23 protein-coding genes and 1 pseudogene are annotated in these 21,781 nt (G+C 65.8%); 7 read left to right on the plus strand and 17 right to left on the minus strand.

Annotated features, from left to right (window positions below):
* Positions 1-154 precede the first annotated feature (154 nt).
* From BC793_RS46990 to BC793_RS47030, 9 genes are all read right to left on the minus strand, one after another.
* A complete protein-coding gene (locus BC793_RS46990) occupies positions 155-829 on the minus strand; it encodes a hypothetical protein (RefSeq protein ID WP_239170745.1) in 675 nt (224 codons plus the stop codon).
* A 479-nt stretch (positions 830-1,308) separates the two neighbouring features.
* On the minus strand, positions 1,309-2,271 hold the full coding sequence (locus BC793_RS46995) for a hypothetical protein (protein WP_146246777.1): 963 nt from the start codon (positions 2,269-2,271) through the stop codon (positions 1,309-1,311).
* An 855-nt stretch (positions 2,272-3,126) separates the two neighbouring features.
* The gene (locus BC793_RS47000; protein ID WP_109603158.1) at positions 3,127-3,435 is read right to left on the minus strand and encodes a MazG-like family protein; all 309 of its coding nucleotides are present in this window, start codon (positions 3,433-3,435) and stop codon (positions 3,127-3,129) included.
* A gap of 82 nt (positions 3,436-3,517) precedes the next feature.
* Entirely contained in the window at positions 3,518-4,015 is a 498-nt protein-coding gene (locus tag BC793_RS47005) for a nucleoside/nucleotide kinase family protein (RefSeq protein ID WP_109603159.1), read from the minus strand.
* On the minus strand, positions 4,015-4,947 hold the full coding sequence (locus BC793_RS47010) for a nucleoside 2-deoxyribosyltransferase (protein WP_109603160.1): 933 nt from the start codon (positions 4,945-4,947) through the stop codon (positions 4,015-4,017). Before BC793_RS47010 ends, BC793_RS47005 begins: the two co-directional genes overlap by 1 nt.
* A 9-nt stretch (positions 4,948-4,956) precedes the next feature.
* On the minus strand, positions 4,957-5,763 hold the full coding sequence (locus BC793_RS47015) for a carbohydrate kinase family protein (protein WP_109603161.1): 807 nt from the start codon (positions 5,761-5,763) through the stop codon (positions 4,957-4,959).
* Entirely contained in the window at positions 5,760-6,569 is an 810-nt protein-coding gene (locus BC793_RS47020) for a hypothetical protein (protein ID WP_109603162.1), read from the minus strand. The genes BC793_RS47015 and BC793_RS47020 overlap by 4 nt, the downstream gene beginning before the upstream one ends.
* Positions 6,566-7,288 carry an aspartate racemase/maleate isomerase family protein gene (locus BC793_RS47025; RefSeq protein WP_109603163.1) on the minus strand — a complete coding sequence of 241 codons (723 nt, stop codon included), beginning with the start codon at positions 7,286-7,288 and terminating at the stop codon, positions 6,566-6,568. Before BC793_RS47025 ends, BC793_RS47020 begins: the two co-directional genes overlap by 4 nt.
* Positions 7,278-8,792 carry a radical SAM protein gene (locus BC793_RS47030; RefSeq protein ID WP_109603164.1) on the minus strand — a complete coding sequence of 505 codons (1,515 nt, stop codon included), beginning with the start codon at positions 8,790-8,792 and terminating at the stop codon, positions 7,278-7,280. The genes BC793_RS47025 and BC793_RS47030 overlap by 11 nt, the downstream gene beginning before the upstream one ends.
* Before the next feature lie 320 nt (positions 8,793-9,112).
* On the opposite strand from BC793_RS47030, the gene BC793_RS47035 reads away from it, so the two are divergent.
* Positions 9,113-9,520: a hypothetical protein gene (locus tag BC793_RS47035; protein WP_146246778.1), complete on the plus strand. Its 408-nt coding sequence runs from the start codon at positions 9,113-9,115 to the stop codon at positions 9,518-9,520.
* A gap of 59 nt (positions 9,521-9,579) precedes the next feature.
* Here the strand turns inward: BC793_RS47035 and BC793_RS50060 are convergent, their stop codons facing one another.
* The gene (locus BC793_RS50060) at positions 9,580-9,858 is read right to left on the minus strand and encodes an IS3 family transposase (protein ID WP_158319580.1); all 279 of its coding nucleotides are present in this window, start codon (positions 9,856-9,858) and stop codon (positions 9,580-9,582) included.
* A gap of 72 nt (positions 9,859-9,930) precedes the next feature.
* Here BC793_RS50060 and BC793_RS47040 point away from each other — a divergent pair.
* From BC793_RS47040 to BC793_RS47050, 3 genes and pseudogenes are all read left to right on the plus strand, one after another.
* Positions 9,931-10,486, plus strand: a pseudogene (locus tag BC793_RS47040) (IS3 family transposase); the annotation flags it as partial.
* Positions 10,487-10,619: 133 nt separating this feature from the next.
* Positions 10,620-10,925, plus strand: coding sequence for a transposase (locus tag BC793_RS52115; RefSeq protein ID WP_428839548.1), 306 nt, complete (start codon positions 10,620-10,622; stop codon positions 10,923-10,925).
* A 509-nt stretch (positions 10,926-11,434) separates the two neighbouring features.
* Positions 11,435-13,201 carry an NACHT domain-containing protein gene (locus BC793_RS47050; RefSeq protein ID WP_158319582.1) on the plus strand — a complete coding sequence of 589 codons (1,767 nt, stop codon included), beginning with the start codon at positions 11,435-11,437 and terminating at the stop codon, positions 13,199-13,201.
* 163 nt (positions 13,202-13,364) lie between these two features.
* On the opposite strand, the gene BC793_RS52120 is transcribed toward BC793_RS47050, so the two are convergent.
* From BC793_RS52120 to BC793_RS47080, 6 genes are all read right to left on the minus strand, one after another.
* Positions 13,365-13,607, minus strand: a complete 243-nt coding sequence (locus BC793_RS52120; RefSeq protein ID WP_249037425.1) for a hypothetical protein — start codon at positions 13,605-13,607, stop codon at positions 13,365-13,367.
* Positions 13,508-14,095 (minus strand): class I SAM-dependent methyltransferase, encoded by a 588-nt coding sequence (locus tag BC793_RS47055; RefSeq protein WP_249037424.1) that lies wholly within the window; start codon positions 14,093-14,095, stop codon positions 13,508-13,510. The genes BC793_RS52120 and BC793_RS47055 overlap by 100 nt, the downstream gene beginning before the upstream one ends.
* A gap of 300 nt (positions 14,096-14,395) precedes the next feature.
* A complete protein-coding gene (locus BC793_RS49315; protein ID WP_146246780.1) occupies positions 14,396-14,869 on the minus strand; it encodes a DUF402 domain-containing protein in 474 nt (157 codons plus the stop codon).
* A gap of 326 nt (positions 14,870-15,195) precedes the next feature.
* Positions 15,196-16,041, minus strand: coding sequence for a hypothetical protein (locus BC793_RS47065; protein WP_109603170.1), 846 nt, complete (start codon positions 16,039-16,041; stop codon positions 15,196-15,198).
* Positions 16,042-16,089: 48 nt separating this feature from the next.
* Complete coding sequence (locus tag BC793_RS47070; RefSeq protein WP_109603171.1) at positions 16,090-16,836, minus strand: hypothetical protein; 747 nt, start codon at positions 16,834-16,836, stop codon at positions 16,090-16,092.
* Between the two features lie 213 nt (positions 16,837-17,049).
* A complete protein-coding gene (locus BC793_RS47080) occupies positions 17,050-17,568 on the minus strand; it encodes a hypothetical protein (protein WP_109603172.1) in 519 nt (172 codons plus the stop codon).
* A gap of 104 nt (positions 17,569-17,672) precedes the next feature.
* On the opposite strand from BC793_RS47080, the gene BC793_RS52995 reads away from it, so the two are divergent.
* On the plus strand, positions 17,673-17,999 hold the full coding sequence (locus tag BC793_RS52995) for a hypothetical protein (RefSeq protein ID WP_109603173.1): 327 nt from the start codon (positions 17,673-17,675) through the stop codon (positions 17,997-17,999).
* Positions 18,000-18,159: 160 nt separating this feature from the next.
* On the opposite strand, the gene BC793_RS47090 is transcribed toward BC793_RS52995, so the two are convergent.
* The gene (locus BC793_RS47090; RefSeq protein WP_146246781.1) at positions 18,160-18,423 is read right to left on the minus strand and encodes a hypothetical protein; all 264 of its coding nucleotides are present in this window, start codon (positions 18,421-18,423) and stop codon (positions 18,160-18,162) included.
* 1,046 nt (positions 18,424-19,469) lie between these two features.
* Here BC793_RS47090 and BC793_RS47100 point away from each other — a divergent pair.
* Together BC793_RS47100 and BC793_RS49325 are read left to right on the plus strand one after the other, a co-directional pair.
* Positions 19,470-20,909 carry an alpha,alpha-trehalose-phosphate synthase (UDP-forming) gene (locus tag BC793_RS47100; RefSeq protein ID WP_109603175.1) on the plus strand — a complete coding sequence of 480 codons (1,440 nt, stop codon included), beginning with the start codon at positions 19,470-19,472 and terminating at the stop codon, positions 20,907-20,909.
* A 22-nt stretch (positions 20,910-20,931) separates the two neighbouring features.
* Positions 20,932-21,126: a hypothetical protein gene (locus tag BC793_RS49325; RefSeq protein ID WP_146246783.1), complete on the plus strand. Its 195-nt coding sequence runs from the start codon at positions 20,932-20,934 to the stop codon at positions 21,124-21,126.
* Positions 21,127-21,781 lie beyond the last annotated feature (655 nt).

Raw genomic sequence — 21,781 nt, forward strand, 5'->3', positions numbered from 1 at the left:
TAGAGGTGGTGGATGACGAGGCTGCGCTGTGCTGGGAGCGGCCGCGTCAAGGGGACGCCGGCGTCTGCTAGTACGGCCTTGACGGCTTCCTCGGTAGCACCGGCGGCCTCGGCGATGCTCGTCAGCAGTTCGCTTTCATTGGGCAGGTCGTGGATCATGCCTGGGCCGCCGTGGTGGACTGCAGCGCGGCCAGGCGCTGACGGGCGCGCTCGGCGATGGACGCGATTTCCTCGTTGAGGCCCGTTCCGGCGTAGTCGCGTTGTAGGTACTGCCTTCTGCGTAGGGCTGTGCCTGTCATGCCGGTTCCTTGTGCCAGCGCTACTACGAGTCTGGTTCGTTGTCCGTACCAGGCCAGGGCAGGGAAGTCTTGGATGCATGATCGCGCGGTTTGCCGGCCGCGGGTGGTCAGGAAGTAGTCGTGGTGGCGGACACGCTGGTCGGTGCGGGAGGAGCGCACCACGGCGAGGCCGGCCACGGACAGCACGCTCATGGGCATATCCAGGGGTTCGTAGGCGCCGAATTTGAACCGCAGCATCGGGATCTGCCGGAGCTCCGGTTCGTCGGAGTCGAGGATCTGCGTTGCGAGTCTGAGCAGGACCTGCTCGCCGCTCTTCTCGTATTCGGTGAGAAGTTCGTCGGCGAGGTAGTCGGGGTAGCGCAGCCAGAAGTCCAGTTTCTGGAGCAGCGTCTGCGTCCGAACGACCCCCACGGCGTCGGTTGGTGCCGTGTTCGCTTCGCGGAGGTCTATGTCGGTGACCGCGGCGTCGAGTAAGAGCAGCAGCCGGACCGCATCAAAGAACGGATCTCCGTCACTGGCGGTAGTCCCCATAGGATGGAACGTAATGGACTTCCGGCATCAGGCCTAGACCTGTTTCCGTTTGGCCTGCATGGCTGCGGTGTTCCGCTGTTGGCTGACCGCGTTGGGCGGCTTGAAGCGCTACAACGTTGCCTGCCGGCCTGGCTCTCGGCGTATGCATCCGGTTTCTGCTTGTTCTCAAGCTCGCCGCACCGCCCGGGAGCGTCGTGACGGCATACTGTGGCAGCCATGATGGCCTTGGCGAGGCCGATGAACGGGTGGCCAGGCAAGGGATGTGTCGTCGGCGGCGGTCGGGCTGGTCCAACGGGGCCACCTTTGTCAGCGCGGTCCGTGGGCAAGATCCGGTGGCGGGGTCGTGGCGCCGGGTGGTTGGTGACCGCCCTCTCCGGCTCGACGACACCGCCTGGCTGCTGGAAGTTGGCGCAGCTCTGTAGCGGCTGAGCCCCGCCTCCCGAAGTCGGCGACGTCGGCTGTTCGCGACAGTGCAGAGGTCAGCTCAGAGACGCCCAGAAGGCATCTTGATCGGCGAAGAGCAGCCACTGCCCGCCCTTGAGGTCCCAATCATAGGCGCCGCTGTCGAATAGATTGCTATCGTCAGACCAGCGCAATGGCCGTGTGGCATCACCGTATTCGAGGGTTCTCTCCTGGCCGTTGATCGTGGCATCGATCACCACCTTGCCGCTGTAAAGGTAGCCGGGAGCTGAGACCACACTTACCCGCGAACTGGTGTAACCGGCCTCGGTGAGACTGACGGTGGCCGGCGGCATCTCGGCCTCGTTGCCCAGATCATCGGCGGGCGCCACGGTCACGCGCGATCGGACCGTATCCACAGTGATGAAGTATCCCCCGGGGCTGCCGCCGCCGTACTGACATTGGATGGGCATGACGGCAGCACTGATGCGTTTTCTGTCGAAAATCTCAGCCCGAATTTCCCGGATAACGACCTGCTCCTGCTCGCCCGCGGACAGGTCAACTGTTAGCGAAATCTTCTCTCGATAAAAGCGAGGGTCGTTGTCGATGAAGTCCTTCCATGCCACGCAGTGAGAGCCCGCGTTCTCGCGCGTGTACGGCGGAGGGGTGGGCAGTTGGTCCGGCGTGCCCGCAAACAAGAGTCGGCTGCTGTGGACCCGGCTGAGCGAGGCCTTCAGCCCTGCGCGGGAGACCGGCGACGGCGGCAACACGTTGTAGCAGGACGCCTGCCCGTCACCTTGGACATTGCAGTTGCCATTGATGTTGTTGGCGGGCGGCGGGTCGGGGTCCTTCCTGCTGTCGATGTATGCGACCAAGATCGTCACCACGACACCGACACCGCCCGCTATCGCACCGACGCCTTGCCACCATGGCCTCCCCAGCAGCAGCCAGCCGCGTTCACGGCCACCCGGGCGAGGCACGTCGTCAGCTGGCCTGCTGATGTTCTTCCCGTTGCGGGTCTCGTCTGGTGTCGGCGGAGTCATCGTCAGTCCCTCTTGCCAGCGGTTGCGCTTAATGCCGTCGATGCATTCAACGGGCGCCCCCGGGGAGATCCGGGAGTTCCGTACAGCGACGCAGCTGACCCTAGCGGTGCCGAACGTGCCTCCGCCGTCCCGTCCATGCTCTCCAGGCTGAGATTTGGCGCTCCTAGAGAGCAAGACTCGTTCGCGCGCCTCCGCCCTGCTGGAGTATTAGAGTCGGCCCTGCCTGTTGGTTCGGTGTTCACGGGTATGACCCTCGACGGGAGCAAAGACCTTCCGGTAGATGCAGACCTGATCGCCGGCGGCATGCTGGTGGACGTCAAAGAGCGCCAGGGCGGCAGTCCGCCCGGCGACGGAGCCGGAGCGCGCATTTGGCTCGCGCAGACTTCGACCCACTGCTGGGCTATGTCCTTATTGACTACTCCGACACCCATCGAGTGCGCACGGTGGCGGTGTACGCCGCCCGGTTCGGGTATCTCGCCGCTTGGCACCTGCTGTGCTCGCTGCCCCAGCGATAGGACGCACAGCAGTTTCGGTCGGTCCTGCGAAGCGCAACGATCAGGCCAATCTCGCCGGTAGCACGCCGTAACGGTTGCGACCGGGGTAGGGCCGTTAGTTGATCTTCGTGGCGCTCGCTGTTCTGCGGCCAGCAGCATCTGGCCGCAGAGCGCTCAAGAACTCCTTGCCCGACCGGCCATCAGCAGGCTCGTTGGCGTCAGCTGACCGCCAACACGGCCGCAATTCAGGAACCCGGGCGCCCGCGGCGAGTGCCGAGTTCCGGCCACTCTACAAACGGGCGGGTCCACTTAGCCCTTCAGAGGCACCAATCGGGCGGCCGAGTGCGGCCACCGCAAGCGCTTAGGCTGGTTCGACCTTGACCAATGTTCCGGAGGCCTCGTCGGTGACGTAGGTGCGTTTGGCGTTCTTGGCGAGCTTCTGCTCGATCGCTGATTGCAGGTCGACGCCGGTCATCTCGGCCAGTGACATGACGTAGATCGCGATATCGGCGAGTTCCTCGCCGAGGTTGTCACGGGTACGGCGCCAGGCGTCGAAGGCTTCGGCGACCTCACCTTGCAGCAGGCAGAACTCCAGGGGAACTTCGCTGGTGTTGAAGCCTTTGGCCAGCTTGTTTTCCCAGGTCAGCTTCTGGGCGGACCTGATCTCCAAGGTGTGCCTCCGGGTGTCAGCGGGTTGCAAACCGGGGCAGCTTATCGAGGCTGGGCGTTGCGGGTAACCCGCTGTCGGCGTGTCATGCGTCCACGTCTGGGTGATCCGTGGTGATCAGGAGGACTTCTGCCATGGTGCGAACGGCTCGGAATAGTTCGTCGTAGCGGTCACAGATCAGTGCTATCTCCTCGAGATCGGGGAGTTGGTGTTCGCCGCGGGCGGCGAGGCGTCGTCTGATCTCGGCGGCGGGCGCGGTGACGTGGACGAAAACGCCGTTGCGGGCCACGACGCGTCTGACGAGGGTGTCCATGTGTTGGTAGGTGAGCCGCGTGTGACCGCGGTACAGGGGTCCGTAGACGAGTTCGCTGAGGAAGCATCGGTCGAAGACGAGTCGGCCGGTTCGGTCGAGCAGGCAGTTGTAGGTGGTGACGAGGTCGGTGCTCGGTGGGGTGAGCGCCGAGTGGATGAGGTCGGCGTTGGTGTGCTGGGCGGTGGCCCCGGCGAGGGTGGTTTTGCCAGCCCCGTCGCAGCCTTCGAAGACGATGGTGTCGTAGCCGCCGGCCCAGTCGAGACGGGCCATCACCGGGTGCTGTGCTGAGGTTCGGCCGCGGTAAGTCGTTGAGTGACCGAGTATTGGATCATGAGGTTGCGCCAGTTGGGTTCGCGGCCGTGGGCGTAGGTCCAGACGCTGTTGGGGCTGTAGGCCAGAACACGGTCGCCGGTGGCGACGGCCGCGCCGATCAGGACAGCGGCGCCGGGCGGTGTTTCGGAGCCGCTCACGTTGACGAGCAGCGTGTGGCTGCTGAGGGCGGCGTACCAATCGGTCTTGGCGGTCTCGGCGGGATCAGGGGCGATGAGCCGTTGGGCGTCGTGGCGTTGCGCGTCGGTGCTGTGCTGCTCGACGAGACGCTGCCAGCCGGTCGGCGACCCGTAAGGGGACGGCTCAACGAAGACGGTGTCCGTGACTGCCGGCCTGCTGGCGCTCGCGTCCGGGAGGGTGGCCGTCAGGGCGAGCAGCCGGGTGACGGCTCGGTCGATGCCGTCGTGGATCTGAGCCGTGTTGCGGGTGGCGAAGCCGCGGAACCGGTCGGTGTCGTTGGCGGGTGGGCCCAGGCGGTGGGCGCGCACGATGTCGGTGGCGACGGTTTCGATGAGGGGGTCGGCGAAGGCAAGCTCGGGCCCCTTCTCGGTCAGGCCGTAGGTTTGGAAGTCCGTGGTGAACACGACGATCGGAACGCCGCGGGCTGCGGCGTAGCCGATCTCCATGCAGACGCCGTCGTCGAGGCTGGGGCCGTGCAGGATGGCGAGCATGCCGTGCAGGTGGACGAGGCGTTGCCGGTCGAGGTCGAACAGGCGGCGGCCTTTGACGTCGGCGACCAGGTCTTCTTCGTCGGTGTCGCAGAACGGCAGGAAGACCTTGTCGGGGCCGATGCGTTCGGCGAGGGCGGTGGCGGCCATCGCGCCGAGGTGGCGGTCGTGGGCGGCAAAGAGCCGGTGCGCGACGTAGAACATCCGGGGCTCCTACGGGGGTTGGGGGTGCAGGGTGATGCCTTTCGTGGTGACGCGGGTGGTGGCGGCTTGGGTGGCGCGGCGCAGGGCGATCGTGTCGGGGTCGCCATGCAGCGTGGCGGCGAGGAAGGTGCCGGTGAACGTGTCGCCGGCGCCGGTCACCTCGACGGTTTCGGCCTGCTGTATCGGCGTGAGCGCTGCTACTTCGCCGTAGCGGTAGAGGACGGCGGGGCGCGGTCCGTCGGTCACGGTGACGGCGGGAAGGTCTTCGGCGGGCACGGCTGCGGTGAGGAGCGCGTATTCGTTGATGTCGGTGAAGATGACCCGGGCGTGGCGCAGGAACGGTGCTGACGCTTCGATCATGTCTGCGGCGCTGGCGGTGATGAAGTCGACGCTGAAGGGTTGGCGGCGTTCGACGAAGGCGGTGAGGACGGGTCCGGGATCGAGGGGCCGGCGGCAGCAGACGTGCACATGTTCGCATGCGTGTCGTGGTTGGAGCGCGTGGGCGGTGAGCTGTTGCGCGGCGCCGTATGCCGCGTCGACGGCCAGCAGGGTTCCGTGCCGGTCGTATCGCAGGTGGAAGCGGCAGCTGGGTTGTTCGGCGATCGCGATGCCGGTCAGGTCGAGCAGGCTTAGTTGCGGGTCTCGTAACGTCTCGGCGAGGTCGTGGCCGATGACCGAGATCGGGGCGGCGGTCACGCCAGCCCGGGCGGCGGCGAGGGCGATGTAAAGGGCAGCGCCGCCGAGGAGGTGGCGTTGGTGTCCGGGGTGTTCGGCGGTGTCGCGGGAAATGTTGCCGATGACCCCGAGGGTCGTCATGCCATTGCCATCGCTCGGCTGTGCGCGCAGTCCATGATCTGGTCACAGAACGGGCGTTGCCCGCAGATCCGCGGGTGTGGTTGGTTGAGGTAGCGGCGTTTGAAGTAGATGAGCATCAGGTGCAGCCACCAGGCCGGGTCGGCGCGGGCAGGGAGGGCGATCGCCTGCTGGTGGTAGATCAGCTGCCGGTAGTGGTCGCCGTGGGTGTCGGCGTGGGTTTCGAGGTAGAGGCGCATCTGCTCGTGGGCGATGGCACCGGAGGACAGGCACAGGCCAAGGGCCGGTGCGAGGCGGGTGATCATGCCGGAGTCGACGGGGATGATGCCGCAGTGGTAGCCGCGGGCGTAGAGCAGTGAGCACTGCGCGACTTTGTAGGAGGCGTGCGCGACGTTGGTCGCGAAGTCGGCGATGACGGTGGTCGCGTCGCCGTCGAGGAGGTAGTCGTCGGCGCGGCCGTCGAGGAAGTCGGTCAGTGACCGGAGATAGCCGATGCGGGCCGCGGGCAGGCCGAGTGGCTGGATGATCCTTACGATTTCGTCGTCGGGCATGTCCTTCAGTGCGTCGAAGCCTAGGTGCGCTGATCGGGTGACGACGGCGGAGTAGGTGTTGATCATGGTGTAGGAGATGCGGGTGCTCCAGCCGGCGACGAGCATCCGCATCCGGTAGTCGGTGATCCAGGTCGGCCACCATCGGTTCTCGTCGTGGTTGGCCTGCACATCGGTGGTGACGTCGTCCTGGGCTGCGGCCAGGGTCACCAGGCGGGTCAGGCGCTGATGTGAGTCGATGTCAGTGTCAGGCGGGTTCATCGTGCCTCCACGGCTCGGGCGAGACGTACGGCGCTGTAGGCAAGAGCCAAATTCGATGAAACCACGGGGATACCGAGTTCATGCTGCAGCAACGCGCTGGCGTCGATCGTCGGCCAGGCAGTGCAGGACAACACCACCGCGTCGGCTCGGGCGAGTTGTTCTTCGCCGATGCGGTGCACGAGGGCGGCGATGCGTTCGGGGGTGACGGCGGTGAAGTCATCCAGCAGGGCCAGGTCGAGGCTGGCATGTCCGGCGACGTCGAAGCCTGCCTCATGCAGGCGGGCGGCCTGGATCTGGGTGTGCCGGGTCGGGTAGGGGGTGGCGAGGACGATCGTGGAGGCGGTCAGAGCGCGGAGCAGCGTTTGCAGGGCGCCGAAGGCGTCGACCACCGCGGTCTGCTGGTAGGCCTCCGGGGTGAGAAATCCGGTCGAAGTGCACGCCACGAGGGTGCCGGCCAAACTCAGGCGAGCGAATTGCCCGAGGGTGTCGGGGACGGCTGCGGCGATCTCGGCGAGGAAATCGTCGGCGTCGCGGTATCGGCGGGCGGGTACGAGCCGGGCGTAGTGAAATATCAGGCGGTCCAGGCCGAGGCGCGGGAGCTCGGTTTCGACCATGGTGTTGCCCCAGGGCACGAGCACTCCGACGTGGGCGGACCCGTGCAGCTGGCCATGGGTTTCGTGGAGTACGGCCATGGTGTCGGTGGCGGCCTCAGCCGGCATCGCGGGCCCCGTAGATGAAGCGGGGCGCGTGTTCGGTGACGGTCAGGTCTGCCGGGGTGAAGCGGGGCACGACAGCGTCGCGTTCGACGACCTGGATCGGGTAGGAGCCGAGTCTTCGGTACCAGGTGCCGCGGCCGGTGACGAAGAACGAGTGCAGGCCGCGCAGCCGTAATCCGATGGGGTAGACGCGCCGCTTCATGGGCTGGTCCCAGATGTTGTCGATGTCCGCTTTCCAGGTCATAAAGTGTTCCTGCGACGGCGACTCCTCTACGGGATTCATGCCGGCCAGCGGTGTTCCGGGGTAGGCGCGGGCTTGCCGCACGTTGGTGCGATGACATAAGGCGCCTGCGGTCATGAGCTCGTCGAGGCCTTGGAGGTTCGCCAGGTGCGTGCGGTGTGTTTCGCCCGGCAGACCGTAGATGATGTTGATGCCGGGTAGCAGCGCTGGCAGGCCGGCGGGGCCGCGCTGATTGCCGACGTCGTTGATGTTGTCGATCGCCCGTCGCAGGATCTGCGGTGTGCAGGTGAGCGCGTTGGCTCCGATCACTGCCGGGTCGAAGGACTCCATCCCCATCGGTGCGCAGTTGCCTTCGCTGCAGTGCTCGACGATCAGCCTGGCGATCCGGGCACCGGCGGGTGACGCCACCGCCAGCGGGTCGGCGTTGTCGATGTGCAGCACTTCCAGGGCCGGACACGCCGCACGGATACCGGCGAGCAGACGTTCGATCTGCGCGACGTCGCGGTTCCAGGCGGAGAAGAAGCAGGTCTGCTGGCCGAGGCGCAAGTTTCGGACACCGGCGGCGTAGAGCTGCCGGACCTCGTCGAGGATGTCCTCGAGGTCGCGGAAGACCACAGCCGGGGACTTCGCCGGCTCGTTGCAGAAGCTGCAGTACCGGCGGCGGGTGCAGCCGCGATACAGCTCGATCTCCGCGACCGAGGTCCAGCCGAGTTGGCCGATCAGGTCGGTGAACGAGTCCCGGTCGGTACGAAGCTCCTCGTATGCGGCGCCGGTCCGGCTGCCCAGGGCGACGTTCTTGGAAGTGATGGTGTGCGTATGGACGGCGTCGAACAAGGCGGCGTAGCCGGCGGCGTTGTCGAGCACGTGGTTGGCCATCGGGCCGAGCAACACACGGCGCCCTCGCACGCACGCCAGGACTCTGATGATCTCGTCGAGCGAGCCGTTGTGGGCGTGCAGGTGAACGGACGGGACAGCATCGCCTGCCACGACGATCACTGTTGCCGCATCGCGCAGCAGCTTGATCGCGTTGCCCCGGTTCTGCGAGGCAGAGTACGTCAGCGGATCTGATACCGGCGGTGGTGTCAACGGCTCACCACCGTTGAGTTCCCAGCGGACATCGTCGATGGTTAGGTAGCGCACGTCGCGATTCGGGCCGACTGCGGTGAGCGCCGACCATGCCTGCCGGACATACGTCGACAGGTACGGCGGGACCCCCAGCCCGCTCGGCTCAACGGTGTAGCAGTCCAGGATCACCGCAGTGTCCACGTAAAAGCCCTCCCCCGAGCAACGAGCCGGCTTGTTGGCAAGGGGTGGCCCGATGGCCGCTACAACCTCACCCGAGGCACTACGCATCGTTACAACACGATGACTCAAAGTCAGTCGGCAGGGAAGGCTGCACGGCAATAAATCTATGCGGGTAAATATTGTTTTCAATCCAGCGGACACCCTCCGCCCTGCCTGCGGCCAGCATCGACCACCTGCTGACCCGAGAGATTCAACTGAATGGTGGCCTTCACGGTCATCACAATGATCGACGTGCCCGATCGAGGTACACGGGGATCAGGAATGCGGGAAACGCTCGAGTCATGGCACACATGAGCAAACGAGGAAACTCGTACTGTCTACGGTGGCGGTTCGCGGCCCGGCAGGAGTGCTGCACGTTCCGCGGCCCGTCGGACACCAAAGCGATCGCCGCGAAGCTGTACGTCGAAGTCCGCCAGCATCAGGTCAACGTTGGCCAGGTGTATGCGGCGATAGACCCGGACTCGGCCAAGGCACCGGCCCGGAAGCAAACACCGCTGCTGCGGGACTGGATCAAACGCTGGGTCAAGCTGAAGGTCGACGTCTCCCCCGCCACTCATACCGAGTACGCGCGACTGCTGCGCTACCGCGTCGCCCGCGATCTCGGCGACCTGCGCATCGGGGACATCACCCGCTACGACCACCTCGGGGCCTTCCCTCTTGATCTTGGACACTTGAACCTTGGATCGTGAGGTCCGGGTAGATCAGGAGTCCTGGAACAGCATGGCGAACAAGCACTATCCCGCACAGTTCAAGGCCGACGCGGTGGCGTTGTACCGGTCTCGGCCGGGCGCCACGATCGCGGTGATCGCCGCCGATCTACACCGATACCGCGCATCACCCGCTCGACGCGTTTGTGGTTGACCAGCGTGCCGCGATCGCGCAGCTCGGCGGTGATCCGCGGAACGCCGTAGGTGTTGTCGGCCGCATGGATTTTGCGGATCTGCCCGGCCAGTGCGGTGTCGGCGGCCTGCCGGGCCGCCCGGACCCCGGCAGCCGACGTCCAGTAGTAGTAGCTCGACCGAGCCACGCCCAGGATCTGACACAACCGCTTCACGCCGTAGCGCTGCTGGTGGTCGGCAACGAACTGGAAGCGGCGGTCAAGGCCCCCGATCTGATCGGCCGTGGCTTCACCGCCCCGGCGGTCAACCAGCGCTACGTCGGTGACATCACGTATCTGCCGGTCGGTGAGCGCGGGTTCCTCTACCTGGCCACCGTCATCGACCTGCACTCACGCCGCCTGGCAGGCTGGGCGATCGCCGATCACATGCGCACCGACTTGATCATCGACGCGCTCACCGCCGCCCGGCGCACCCGGGGCAGCCTGGCCGGGGCGATCTTCCATTCCGAACACGGAGCGCAATACACATCGAAAGCCTTCGCTGCTGCCTGCGCGGCGGCCGGGGTTCGGCAGTCGATGAGCAAGGTCGGCAGCTCGGCCGACAACGCCCTCGCGGAGTCGTTCAACGCCACCTTCAAACGCGAGACCCTGCAAGGCCGCCGCGCGTTCACCGACGAACGCGACGCGCGGCTCACCAGCTTCCGCTGGCTTGCACCGCTACAACACCGTCCGTCGCCATTCTCGGCTCGCACAGCAGTCCCCGATCACCTACGAGCGGATCCAAGAAAGATCAGCTATCATCCCACAAGCCGCATAAACCCCGTGTCCAAGTTCCGGGGGTAAGGCCCATCGACGAACTCACCCGCCAGCTGCACACCATCATCGACACCCACTACCCACACCTGCTGCAACGGCTGGGCGTCGGCCCGGACAACGCCGCCACCCTGCTGATCACCGCCGGCGACAGCCCCGACCGGCTCCGCCACGAAAGCGCGTTCGCCGCGCTCTGCGGCGTCAGCCCCGTCGAAGTGTCTTCCGGGCCCCGAAAACGCCACCGTCTGAACATCGGCGGCGACCGGCAAGCCAATGCCGCGCTCTACCGCATCGTCATCACCCGGCTACGCCACGACCCCGTCACCCGCACCTACCGCGACCGGCGTATCACCGAAGGCAAAACTCCCCGCGAAGTCATCCGCGCCCTCAAACGCTACATAGCACGCGAAATCTACACACTTCTAACCTACGCAACCCCTTGACGAACATAGGGGCATCCAGCCAACCAACTCTCCATCAAACCCGGGGCTTGACACTGTGATTATGCCGACGCCATCCGCTGGCTCGCCGACGACCCGGCGGACCGCCAGCGCACCGGAATCCTCGGCTGCACGAGGTGGAACCTTGACGACCCGATGACGCCCGGACCTCCAGCCATGACTGCGTCCGTTCGGTTCCATGGATGCGCACTCAACTCTCACGCGGGGCCAAGACTGCGCGAGGTCGACGTTGACCCCCTCGATTCCACCTCCGGCTGGCGCGGACAGGCTCCCATAGAGCTGCCGACCGGCGGCATGGCATCAAGACTCTATTGATCATCAGGCATGATGAGACGATGCACAGATGGGGACGACTGCTTGTCAAGATCGGGTGGACGTTCGCGGCAGTCGGAATGGTCGCATCAGTAGCCTTGTTCATGTGGCTGGTGCTTACGGCGAGCGACGACCAAAAGTTCAACAGGTTAGTTGGATTTTCCAATATATTCGCATTCGTGGTCGGCGTTTTCGGCTTATTGGTTGCCGCACTGGGCATTCAGCAGTCGAATAAAGAAGCGCCCGCAGAGGCAGCCATAACCAGCATCCTTCGCAATCAAATCGGATACTATGACGGTGCCGGCTGGACTAAGCGCGCGATTCAACTTTTTGTGCAGCGGGAAGGCGTTGGCCGTGCAAGTGCGGCAACGACACTAAAGACATGGTCTTTGAGCTCAAAGCAAAGAGCGATCATTTTGACCGGAGAATTCGGCTGCGGTAAGACCTGGGTACTGTTAAGGCTCGCACGCGACCTTGCCAAACTCCGATTGAGGCATGGCGCATCGATCCCTTTTCCGGTTTATTTGAGCCTCGGCAGGCTCGCCCACACTAAGGTCTCTAGCAAAGCGGAGCTGATGGCGCTCGCGTTTCCAACGCCAATATCTCTTGCTGACGGAATTGGACCTGGCGAGCCCATCCTTATGATCCTTGATGGTATTGACGAAATGGTCAACGTTTCAGGGGCAAATATCGATCGAGTGAAGGCGTTGCTCAGCCTGGTTTCGCAGTCGACCTCAAGATCTACCAGGTTTGTCGTCGGGTGTCGCGCACAAACGCTTGGCGCCGTTAGGCTCAGTGACGAGTTAGAGTTGGCCTTGCGTCGGCAAGAAGACCACGATGCCACAAAGTGGTCGAATGAGCAGGCATTAGGATCCATGGCCTTTGTTGGGCTGCTTACCATAGAAGCGATCACGGCCGAGCAGGCGGACGCCTATCTGAGCCGGTCACCCGCCGCTAGCACCTGGCAGAAGGTTCGAAGCGAACCGGCTTTCCAGAATCTTGCGCATGCTTCCTTCACTCTTTCACTTCTTGTTGATGCACTTCCGACGCTTTACCGGCAGGGAGCGGCATGCGCTGACCTGCCGGGTTTGTACGCCGCTGCTACTACCGCATGGCTGCTTCGGGCCGGCGTGGCGAAGGGCGACATCTCTGATTACGAGCTTCGATTGCAGCAGGTGGCAACCGCACACCTGCTCGGAATGAACGACGGCGAGCATCCGGAAATGAGTAAGATACTGGACCGCGCGGGAATTCTTAAGGAAGGCGGCCAGGGCTGGAGCGGATTCCGCCATTACACTTTTGCAGAGTACTACCTTGCCTGCGCGATCTATCGCGCAACGGAGACGCACTCATCGGACATCCTGGGCCGCGTAGATCTGATCTATGCCTACAATGTTAATCGCTTCCTTATCCCGATGCTTAACCGACGCGCAGCTGCCGCTGATTCCGGATCTGAAAACGAGCGAGTCGCCGTCGTTACGGGGACTCAGTTCCGGCGCTTTTTAAAAGAAACCGGCTGGAGGCGGAAGGGTTATGGGTATTGGCGGTCTATCGCTGGCGTCGATGGAATCATCCCCTGGGAAACCGGAGACCCGGGAAGCCTTGCTATTGCGGTGGACGGCCCACAGGATCTTCTCGGCGCCGATGGCGTTTCGCAAAATCCGATCGGAGGCATTTCGTGGTACGACGCCTTCCAATACGCCTGCTGGGTCGGAGGGCGCTTGCCGACCACCGAGGAAGTTCTCGCCATGGAAACCGAAAACGGGACTCCACCCCGTCTCTGGACTGGTACATGGCATCGAGAGATAAGCGCGTTGATTCAGGTCGTTAATCGAGTCGACGACCCAGCCACCCCACGGCTGGAAGGCATAAATCCTGATCTTCGAGTAGAGAATCTTGGATTTGCCGTTGCACTTCATGGCCTAGGCTCAATGACGCTTCCCTAAGCGCGCTCATCGATGGATTGTAGCCGCGAGCAAGCGTTGCCCACTTCTACTGCCGTCCGCGCAACATCCCGCGCCCAGCGGTTCCTCGGCGTTGGCGACGATCGCGGATCGCCCCGCCCTGCGAAGCAATGGTACGGCTGGCCCAGTGTTCCTGCGCGGACAGTCATCCACACGGGCCCATCGGCATAACCACGAGGTCCGCATAAGTGCCGTTATGCCGACTTCGGCATAACGGCACGAACCCGCATTGCAGCGCCGTGGTGGCGACGAGGTGATCGCCGCGGCGTTGCAGGGTGAGGCACCGGGTCAGGGTCCGCATCCGCAGTGGTACGACGATCCGCCCTTCGAGGGCCAGCTGGGCGATCCAGGTGGGCGGGATGTCGCCGGCTTCGACGGTGACGATGATCGCGTCGAAAGGCGCGCGCCGGGCGGGTGCCCGAGGTCGCCGTCGCCGTGCACCACCTGGACCTGGGAGTAGCTGGCCCGGTCCAGGTAGGTGCGGGCGGCGGTGGTGATGTCGGCGTCGATGTCGACGGTGGCCACGTGCCCGTCCGGACCGACCAGCTCGGCGATCAGGGCCGCGTTGTAGCCCCCGGAGCCGATCTCGAGGACGCGCGAGCCGGGCCGCAGCCCGGCCTCGGCCAGCATGAGGACCTGGAGCCACGGGGCGGACACCGAACTCATCGGCCTGCCGTCCGGCCCGCGTTTCGTGGCGACGGTCGTGTCCTCGTATGCCTCGACCGCGGTGACGGGGTCGGGAACGAACAGGTGTCGAGGCACCATGCGCACCGCTGCCTCGATCGCGGGTGTCCGGATCCGGTGCTCCGCTACCAGCTGTGTCGCCAGACGGTCTCGTAGCCGCTCGGGTGACATGTCCTTCACGACAGCGTTCACTGGCATCGTCCTCTGCGTAGGCGCCCGGTCCGGGCAGGCGGTTTGTAGGGGTGCGCGGTCATGGCAGGCAATCTCGGCGGCAGGTCGGTCACGGCTGCAGGTGGGTGCTCGCGGGTCACCAGGCGAGTGGTGCAGCACGCGCGGCGGCAGCACGGGCAGGGGCCAGTCGTCCGGGACTCGCCACTGCGACCAGCCTTCGGACAGCGGTCCTTCACCGGCTTCCGCGAAGGCGACAGCGCGCTGCCGGGCCGCTTGGACCCGCTCGTCGTCAGCGTCCGAGATCAACCCCAGGGCGCGGGCCTAGGCGTACTCGTCTTCGTCTTTCCACCGCACCGTCCTGGTGGCCGGGTCGACCATGAGTTCCAACAGGAGATCGCAGACGTCGATGCCGATCGGCGTGCGAGTGACCGGCCGCTCAAAGTTGATCTTCCAATGGGTGGGGCCGCCGTCGACAGGTATATACGCCTGGAGGGAGAGGTCGGGGTTGAGGCCGATCCAGGTCACGACGATCGTGTCCCGCCACACCCACTGGCCGAGCTCCCACGTCCCGGCGGCCAGGTCGGCTACTGCCTGGTGACGGGATTGGCCGTTGCCGTCGGTGAGCCACGTGATCCAGGTGGTCAGGGCATACCCGACGGTACCGGGCCAGCTGACGAGCACGAGCTTGTGCCCGTCGTCGTGCAGCACGCGGTGGGCGGCGGCGGTCCACACGCGGCCGTTGAGCACGTCGCGGCGTACCACGGTGATCGCTACACCGAAGGGCGGCGGGATCATCGAGGGTTCTCCGTTTCGCCGGTGGATGGCTGGCTGGCCCGGTCCTGGATGGTGAGCTGGTCTCCGTTCAGCCGCGGCGACCTGCCCGGCAGCCCTGAGCGAGCCGTCCGGCCCGCCGCGCGGCCCGACCGGCGTGCCCGGTTTCGCCGCCTGACCGCCGGGGTCACCGGTGACGGTCGGCGCAGGGCGGCCCCGGGCCGCTACCAAGGCGGCCCGGTAGGCGGCGATCACGTCCGGCGACGGCTCGGGCATCGAGGTGAAGGTCGCGCCCGCCGGCATCAGCCGCATGTCCACCGGCACCGGCCTCAGCGCAACCACCTGCGGATCTATGACGGGAATTCGGTGTCGGCCGTCCGGTTCGCGTTCTCCTGGACGATCTCATTCATCAGGTCACGCAGATCGTCCATGTTCTGGTTCTCGACGACCCGCAGCAGGTAGAGGTACATCTGCTCGGCGCCGATGTGCCGGGCGATCTGGAGCGTGTCCCGGATCTTCTGGATCTCCCCGACGTCACCGGTCTTCATTTCGGCGAGCTTCTTGAGCAACGCGGTCAGCAGATCCGGCCTGCGGGCCTGCTTCTGTCCGGGCACCTTCGGATACTTCTCGTCGTACGCGTAGTCCTCATCGTCCAGCGAGACGCCGAGCATCCTCAGGATCGCCAGCTCGAAGGCCTTGCCGCGCATGCTGTTGTCGCGGATGCCGACGTAGCGGCCCAGGTAGAGGCGCCACTGCTCGTCGAAGAGCTTCCGGATCTCCGCGTCGCGTTGCGCGACGAGTTCCGGCTTGTTCGCGTACTGCTTCCTGATCTTGTTGATCTGCACTTCCAGCGCGCGGCGGAACCTGCTGTCGCGCCAGGCGGTGAGCAGATGCTCCAGCTGGCCGACCCGGTACTTGTCCCGGGACCCGAGCGCCTGCAGCGCGGCCAGGTCACGCAGCCGCGGATCCGAGCCGTCGGCCAGGCCCGGCATGGTCAGCAGGAACTCGACCGACCAGTAGTACAGGAACGGGAACTTCGTGAGGATGACGCGGCCGTCCATCTCGACGCCGATCGTCCAGGGATCGCCCGGTCCCCCAGGCCCGGCCGCGACCGGGCGTGCCGGTGCAACCAGCAACGCGCCGAGCATCGCGATGATCAGCGTGAAAACACTGAGCCGTCGTCTCGTGGCCGGCATGCGCAGCCCCCGCCCGTGGATTCCGGTTCACGATAATACCGACCGACGTCAATGCAATGGATCTCCCGAGTAGGTGGCGTAGAAGGCGCGCAGCGCGCCCGGCTCGTCCACGGCGCTCGCCAGGGCCAGCACCGGCCAGATCCGGCTGTGGCCCGGCCCGACATGTCGCAGCGAGGCGTACTCGAAGTCGTCCTCCCAGACGCCGCCTAGCCCGCGCCGCAGCACCTCGCCGAGGTACCACGACGCGCCGCCGCTGAAGTCCGCACGGCTGCCGTCGGTCAGCGCCGCGGCCGGCACGCCGGAGCGTCGCAGCGCCTGCTCCAGCCGGTCCAGCGAGGACACCGAGAAGTCCCAGGTCACGTCCGGCCCGTAGGTGGCCGCCCATGCCGGGAACGCTTCCTGCTGCCAGGCCGCCCACTCGACCGGCTCGGGCACGGTGGGCCCGGCGGCAGCGGACCAGATGTGATGCAGGGAGGCCAGGCTCCCGGCCGGTCCCCCGGCGGCGGCGTCGATCTCCTCAAGCGGCGCGACCGGGGCGAGCCCGAGCTCCGGACCAGCCACCACAAGCGGGCCGCCGGCCCGCTCGTCCCAGCGCCACTCGCCGCCGGCGACCTCGAGCAGCGACTCACCGAGGTAGGCGGCAGCACCGAGCAGCATCTCGTGGTCCAGCGACGGCAACGCCCGCTGCAGCGCCACCAGGGAGCCGGCCGACCGGTCGGTGACGAACCCGACCGCGTCCCCCATCAGCTGGATGCGGGCCTCGGCCAGCTCGAGCCACGCGGTGAGGGCCTCCACCCCGCCAATCTAACGAAGGTGACCTGCCAACTCTGCGCCGCGATCGTTGACCGGCTCACCTTCGGCGGCAACATCATCGAAGACCGGCACCGACTCCTACCGGCTCGCAACGCCCGGCAGAAGCAGCAGGCGACCACGGCAAGCTGAACAGTCATCGCGGAACCGCCCGACCTACACCACTCGCTTCCAGCGACAGAACCGCCGACACAAGCACTACTCAGCACGTCGGTGAGATCCGAGGCCACAGCGATAGACGTGATCGGGCAGCCGATCCGCGATCCCCGCCCCGAACGCAGCGACAACGACGCCTACCAGCAGCTTCCATGAACCCCAGCCCGCAACGACGAGGATGCCACCCAACACGACAGAAAAGATCCTCATCATGAGGACCTGATCAGCGCGCAGCCTCACGTCTTGTTCCAGCGCACGCAGTCTCGCTGAACTGCGGATGATCTGTCGCCGAAGCTGTCGACATGCCGACGACCTACTGCTCAGAGACACCAGCTGTTCCTGATCCTGCTCGATCTTCTCCCGCAACACACCGACAACCCGGCTATCTGACCCGGCGCCGGTCACGACACCCACCTCCCGAACACTGCCGGCCTGCCAGAGCAGGCCGCGCCACCGATCTGAAACGCACATCCTCGCATGGCTCGGTACCGCCCGAGCAGCGATCGCGAACGGCCGCGACGACTGGTTCGAATGGGCGCACCACAACTCCGCCACGTACACATTGCCTGCTCGGGTGAGCAACGCGAACCGACCACCCTTGTGGTCCGGCGAGGCCATCGACTTCCGGCCGCCCCGGACCCGCATGGAAGGAAGACTCCAGCTCCATGGCCTCCAAGATCACCCCTGGTGACCTCCGGGCAGGCATGCACGTCTGGCCCACCGCGCGAACCCTGCTGGCCCAGCCGATCTGCTACCAGCAGCCACGGTGCGCGATCATCGCCCTGCACTGGCCGTACGTCGAGGTACGCCGCGCCCCGCGCCGACCCGGCACCAACGGCATCCACTACCCACGGATCGGCTCCACCGGGCACTCCAGCGGCCCACACCTCCACTTCGAGGTCCACCTCGATACCGGCAAGACAAGCGCTGAAGCCCTCGGCCCGATCCCCTGGATGGCGGCGCATGGAGCGCCACTCGACCAGGCTGGATAGCACCGGAAACGCAACGGGGACTGTCAAGGTTCGTTTACAGTCACCCCAGGACGATAAGGCGAAGCACCCACGACAGGGGTGGGTCCCGAACTCACGCCCAATGAACCCGCCGGAAGGCACCAGGACCCAATTCCCGCCCAGCCGGGACCGCTACTTGCGCTCAGAACCACAGCACGAAGCCCTGCCGGATCGGCACGACCAGAACCCCGCCGAACGCGCGCCACCACGGCCCGGCGACCGGGTCGGTCTGCGGCAGCGCGTGGCAGGCCGACCCGATCGGGGCGCCGGCAGTCAGCACCAGCACGATCGCGAACCGGACGATCGCCGAACACGCGGTGCCGGCCATCAGAAACAAGATGATCGACACGCAGACCGGGAACAGGACTCCCCCGGTCTGTCCGGCCGCCGTGATATGCGTGCGCATCGCCTGGAACGCACCCGCCGACGAGCTCCCCGAACGCGTCGCCGCTACCAGCGACAGCACCCGGCCTCGCGCTGGCCGGAGCCGGGCGATGGCGCTGGACACCCGCTTCGGCGGGCATCCAACGCCATCGTCATCGCGTGGCGTCCCTCAGGACAGGGCGGTCATCCACTGCCAGCCGCCGGCGCCGATCGGCATCGTGGCGCCCAGGCTGTCCGCGCCCTGGCTCGGGTAGAAGTTCAGCAAGCCGTCGGCGCTGGTGGCCCACATGTTCGGCGGACCGCCGTCGACCGAGGCGGCGACGAGCGGCCAGGCTACGGCCGGCCAGGTTCCGCGGTCGGCGGCGGAAGCTCTGCGAGCAGGAGGTGCTCCGACGCGACTGCTAGCGGAAACGCGAAAATCCTTGTCAGCGGACAGTTGAGTCCCGGCTCGCGGACACCGGAATTCCTGGTGCGCGGTCAGGTGACCTCGGTCGCGACCTTCTGAATCGGATCTCTCCGGCCGATCGGTGCGGGTGCTGACCCATGCACTCGAGCGGACCGGAGAGGCGCCCACCCGTACTCGCCGGCGGCGATCTCCCGGTCCGTTCCGCAGACTCCCAAGGCCAAGCCCTGCATCAGCAGCTCACCTACGCCGGGGGTGGGATCCGGCACATCGCTGATCCGAGCGCTGTCAGCCTTGTGCGGCTCCACGGTCAACGCGCGCATCGACTCTCCTCGGGCAGGCGACGAATCCGGCATATGGTGAAAGGTAGCCAGGCGGCTACCCGCCGTCAGCGCAGTGAAACGCGGGGCGCTCACCCTACGGCGAGCGCTTCTCGGGTACGAGACGTCAGGCCGATGGCGCATCCAGCTGCAAAGCGCTGCCGGGTGGGATCTCACCGGGGCCGGGCGGCATTCACTCCACGGTGGCGCCCGGCAGCTGCTCGAACAACGTGTCACGGCGCGGCTCGCCGTACTGACCCGGGGTCCGCCAGCATCGCCGTGTTGCGGCCCTGGTCAAAGCGCTGACGACGTTTAAGCTCCGGGCCCGGAGGTACTTCCCCTGCCATGGGTACCGACGCGGGTGACGGGTACGAATTCGTCGTAGTTGCCAACCGACTACCGGTCGACGAGGTAACTGACGGCGATGGGCCGCACCGATGGGAGCGCAGTCCCGGAGGGCTGGTCAGCGCCCTGCAGCCGGTCGTCCGTCAGATGCGCGGAGCCTGGGTCGGGTGGACGGGGAGCGCAGGAGAGGCACCTGATCCGTTCGACATCGACGGCATGCACTTGCGTCCCGTGCCACTGAGCGCCGAGGACGTCGACCTGTACTACGAAGGCCAGTCCAACGCAACCATCTGGCCGCTGTTCCACGACCTGGTCGAGCAGCCGACGCACCGCCGTGACTGGCGACGGGCCTACGAAGCGGTGAACCGCCGTTTCGCCCGAGCCGCAGCGGAGGTGGCCGCACCGAACGCGACAGTCTGGGTGCATGACTATCAGTTGCTGCTGGTGCCGGCGATGCTGCGTGAGCTGCGACCGGATGTACGCATCGGGTTCTTCCTGCACATCCCCTTCCCTCCGGTCGAACTCTTCATGCAGCTACCGCGCCGCCGGGAGCTGCTGCAAGGTCTACTCGGCGCCGACCTGGTCGGCTTCCAGGGTGCCCTGGCCGCACAGAACTTCCTGCGCCTGACGCGGCTGCTGCTGGAACTGGGCCCGAAAGACGACCGGGTCGAGGTAGACGGACGTACCGTCGTGGCACGAGCTTTTCCCATCTCCATCGACGTCGCTGAGGTGGATCAGCTCGCTGCCGACCCCGCGGTGCAGCAGCGGGCCCGGCAGCTACGGACGGAACTCGGCGGAGATCGGCGACTACTGCTCGGGGTCGACCGTCTCGACTACACCAAAGGCATCGAACAGCGCCTCGAGGCCCACCACGACCTACTCGCGGACGGAGAGATCTCCAACGACGACGTCGTGCTGGTACAGGTGGCCACCCCCAGCCGGCAACGCATCGCGCAGTATCAGCAGCTACGCGAGCGCGTCGAACGCGCGGTCGGACGCACCAACGGCGAATTCGGCGACGTCGGCCGTGCCCCGGTGCACTATCTGTTCCAGTCCTTCGGCCGGGCTGAACTCGTCGCCCTGTATCTCGCCGCCGACGTCATGCTGGTAACCCCTCTCCGCGACGGCATGAACCTCGTGGCCAAGGAATTCGTCGCGGCACGCCGGGACGAGCAAGGAGCACTGGTTCTCAGCGAGTTCACCGGCGCCGCCGCCGAACTCGACGACGCGTTTCTGATCAACGCTCACGACACCGACGACATCAAACGCGGAATCCTTGAGGCTCTCAACGCCGAATCACGGGACCTCACCGCGCGAATGCACCAGATGCGGGAACAGATCCGCGCGTATGATATCGACTATTGGGCCCGTGACTTCCTGGAAGTCCTCGGTGTTTCCGGAGCCCACGAGGCTGAACAGGCCGAAACGGCACAGCCCTGACTTGTTTATCGGAGAGGCTCTGATGTCCCAGCAATCGCACGAACCAATTAATGATGATTCCTCGCAGCAGAAGTCATCAGCGGAGCAGGAGAGATTCGGCAGTCTCACCGTCGAAGACGATCCTGACGGCACCACCGATCCCGCCGACCTCGCAGGGTCGGCCACTACGGACGACGCCAAGGTCGGCCCATCGGCCAACGAAGCTGACGATCTGTGAGTTTCTCCCGCCGCACGCGGCGACGGATGTGCAGGGCTGCTACCGACCCATCCTGACCTGGAATCCAATTCGGCACCGGGCACGCGGGATGATAGGGATCTTGGCCGGGAAGATGCTGGCGCAGTCTGTCTAACGTAGCGCCATGATCAAGAAGGCGTCGAGGCGGCCGGGGATGGGCGGGTTCTGGGTGGACCAGTCCATCGGCGCCGGTTCTGAAGCTGGGCTGCGCCTACATCGACGTCGGTCAGCGCGAGGCCGTCCAGGTGCCGCACCCGACGTGGACTCACGGAGTGCTAATTCACCGCGTCGTCTCCTACGCCGTGTTCGGACGCGCTCCGCAGGAGCGGTTCCCAGCCATGAACGGCCACGACATCCGTCAGGCTGCCCGCGCCGAGCTGGACGGCTACGGGGCGTGAGCGGCCCGGCGTCCCTGGATGTGGCTCGGCAGATCATCGCCGGTCTAGGCCTGACCTCGATGGCCCGGGGACGTCACGCACTGCGTACCGGGACCTGCTCACCAAGACGCGAGCGGTCGAACGGGCCGCCGCGCCGGCATGGTTGCTCGATCAGCTCCGGGCCCGCCGCCGTGGAGAGGACATCTCGTCACCCCGCCTACGGTTAGCGTGGATCGTCTGGCGTGACGCCGGCCGAACCA

The sequence above is a fragment of the Actinoplanes xinjiangensis genome (genome assembly GCF_003148685.1).
Lineage (GTDB): Bacteria > Actinomycetota > Actinomycetes > Mycobacteriales > Micromonosporaceae > Actinoplanes > Actinoplanes xinjiangensis.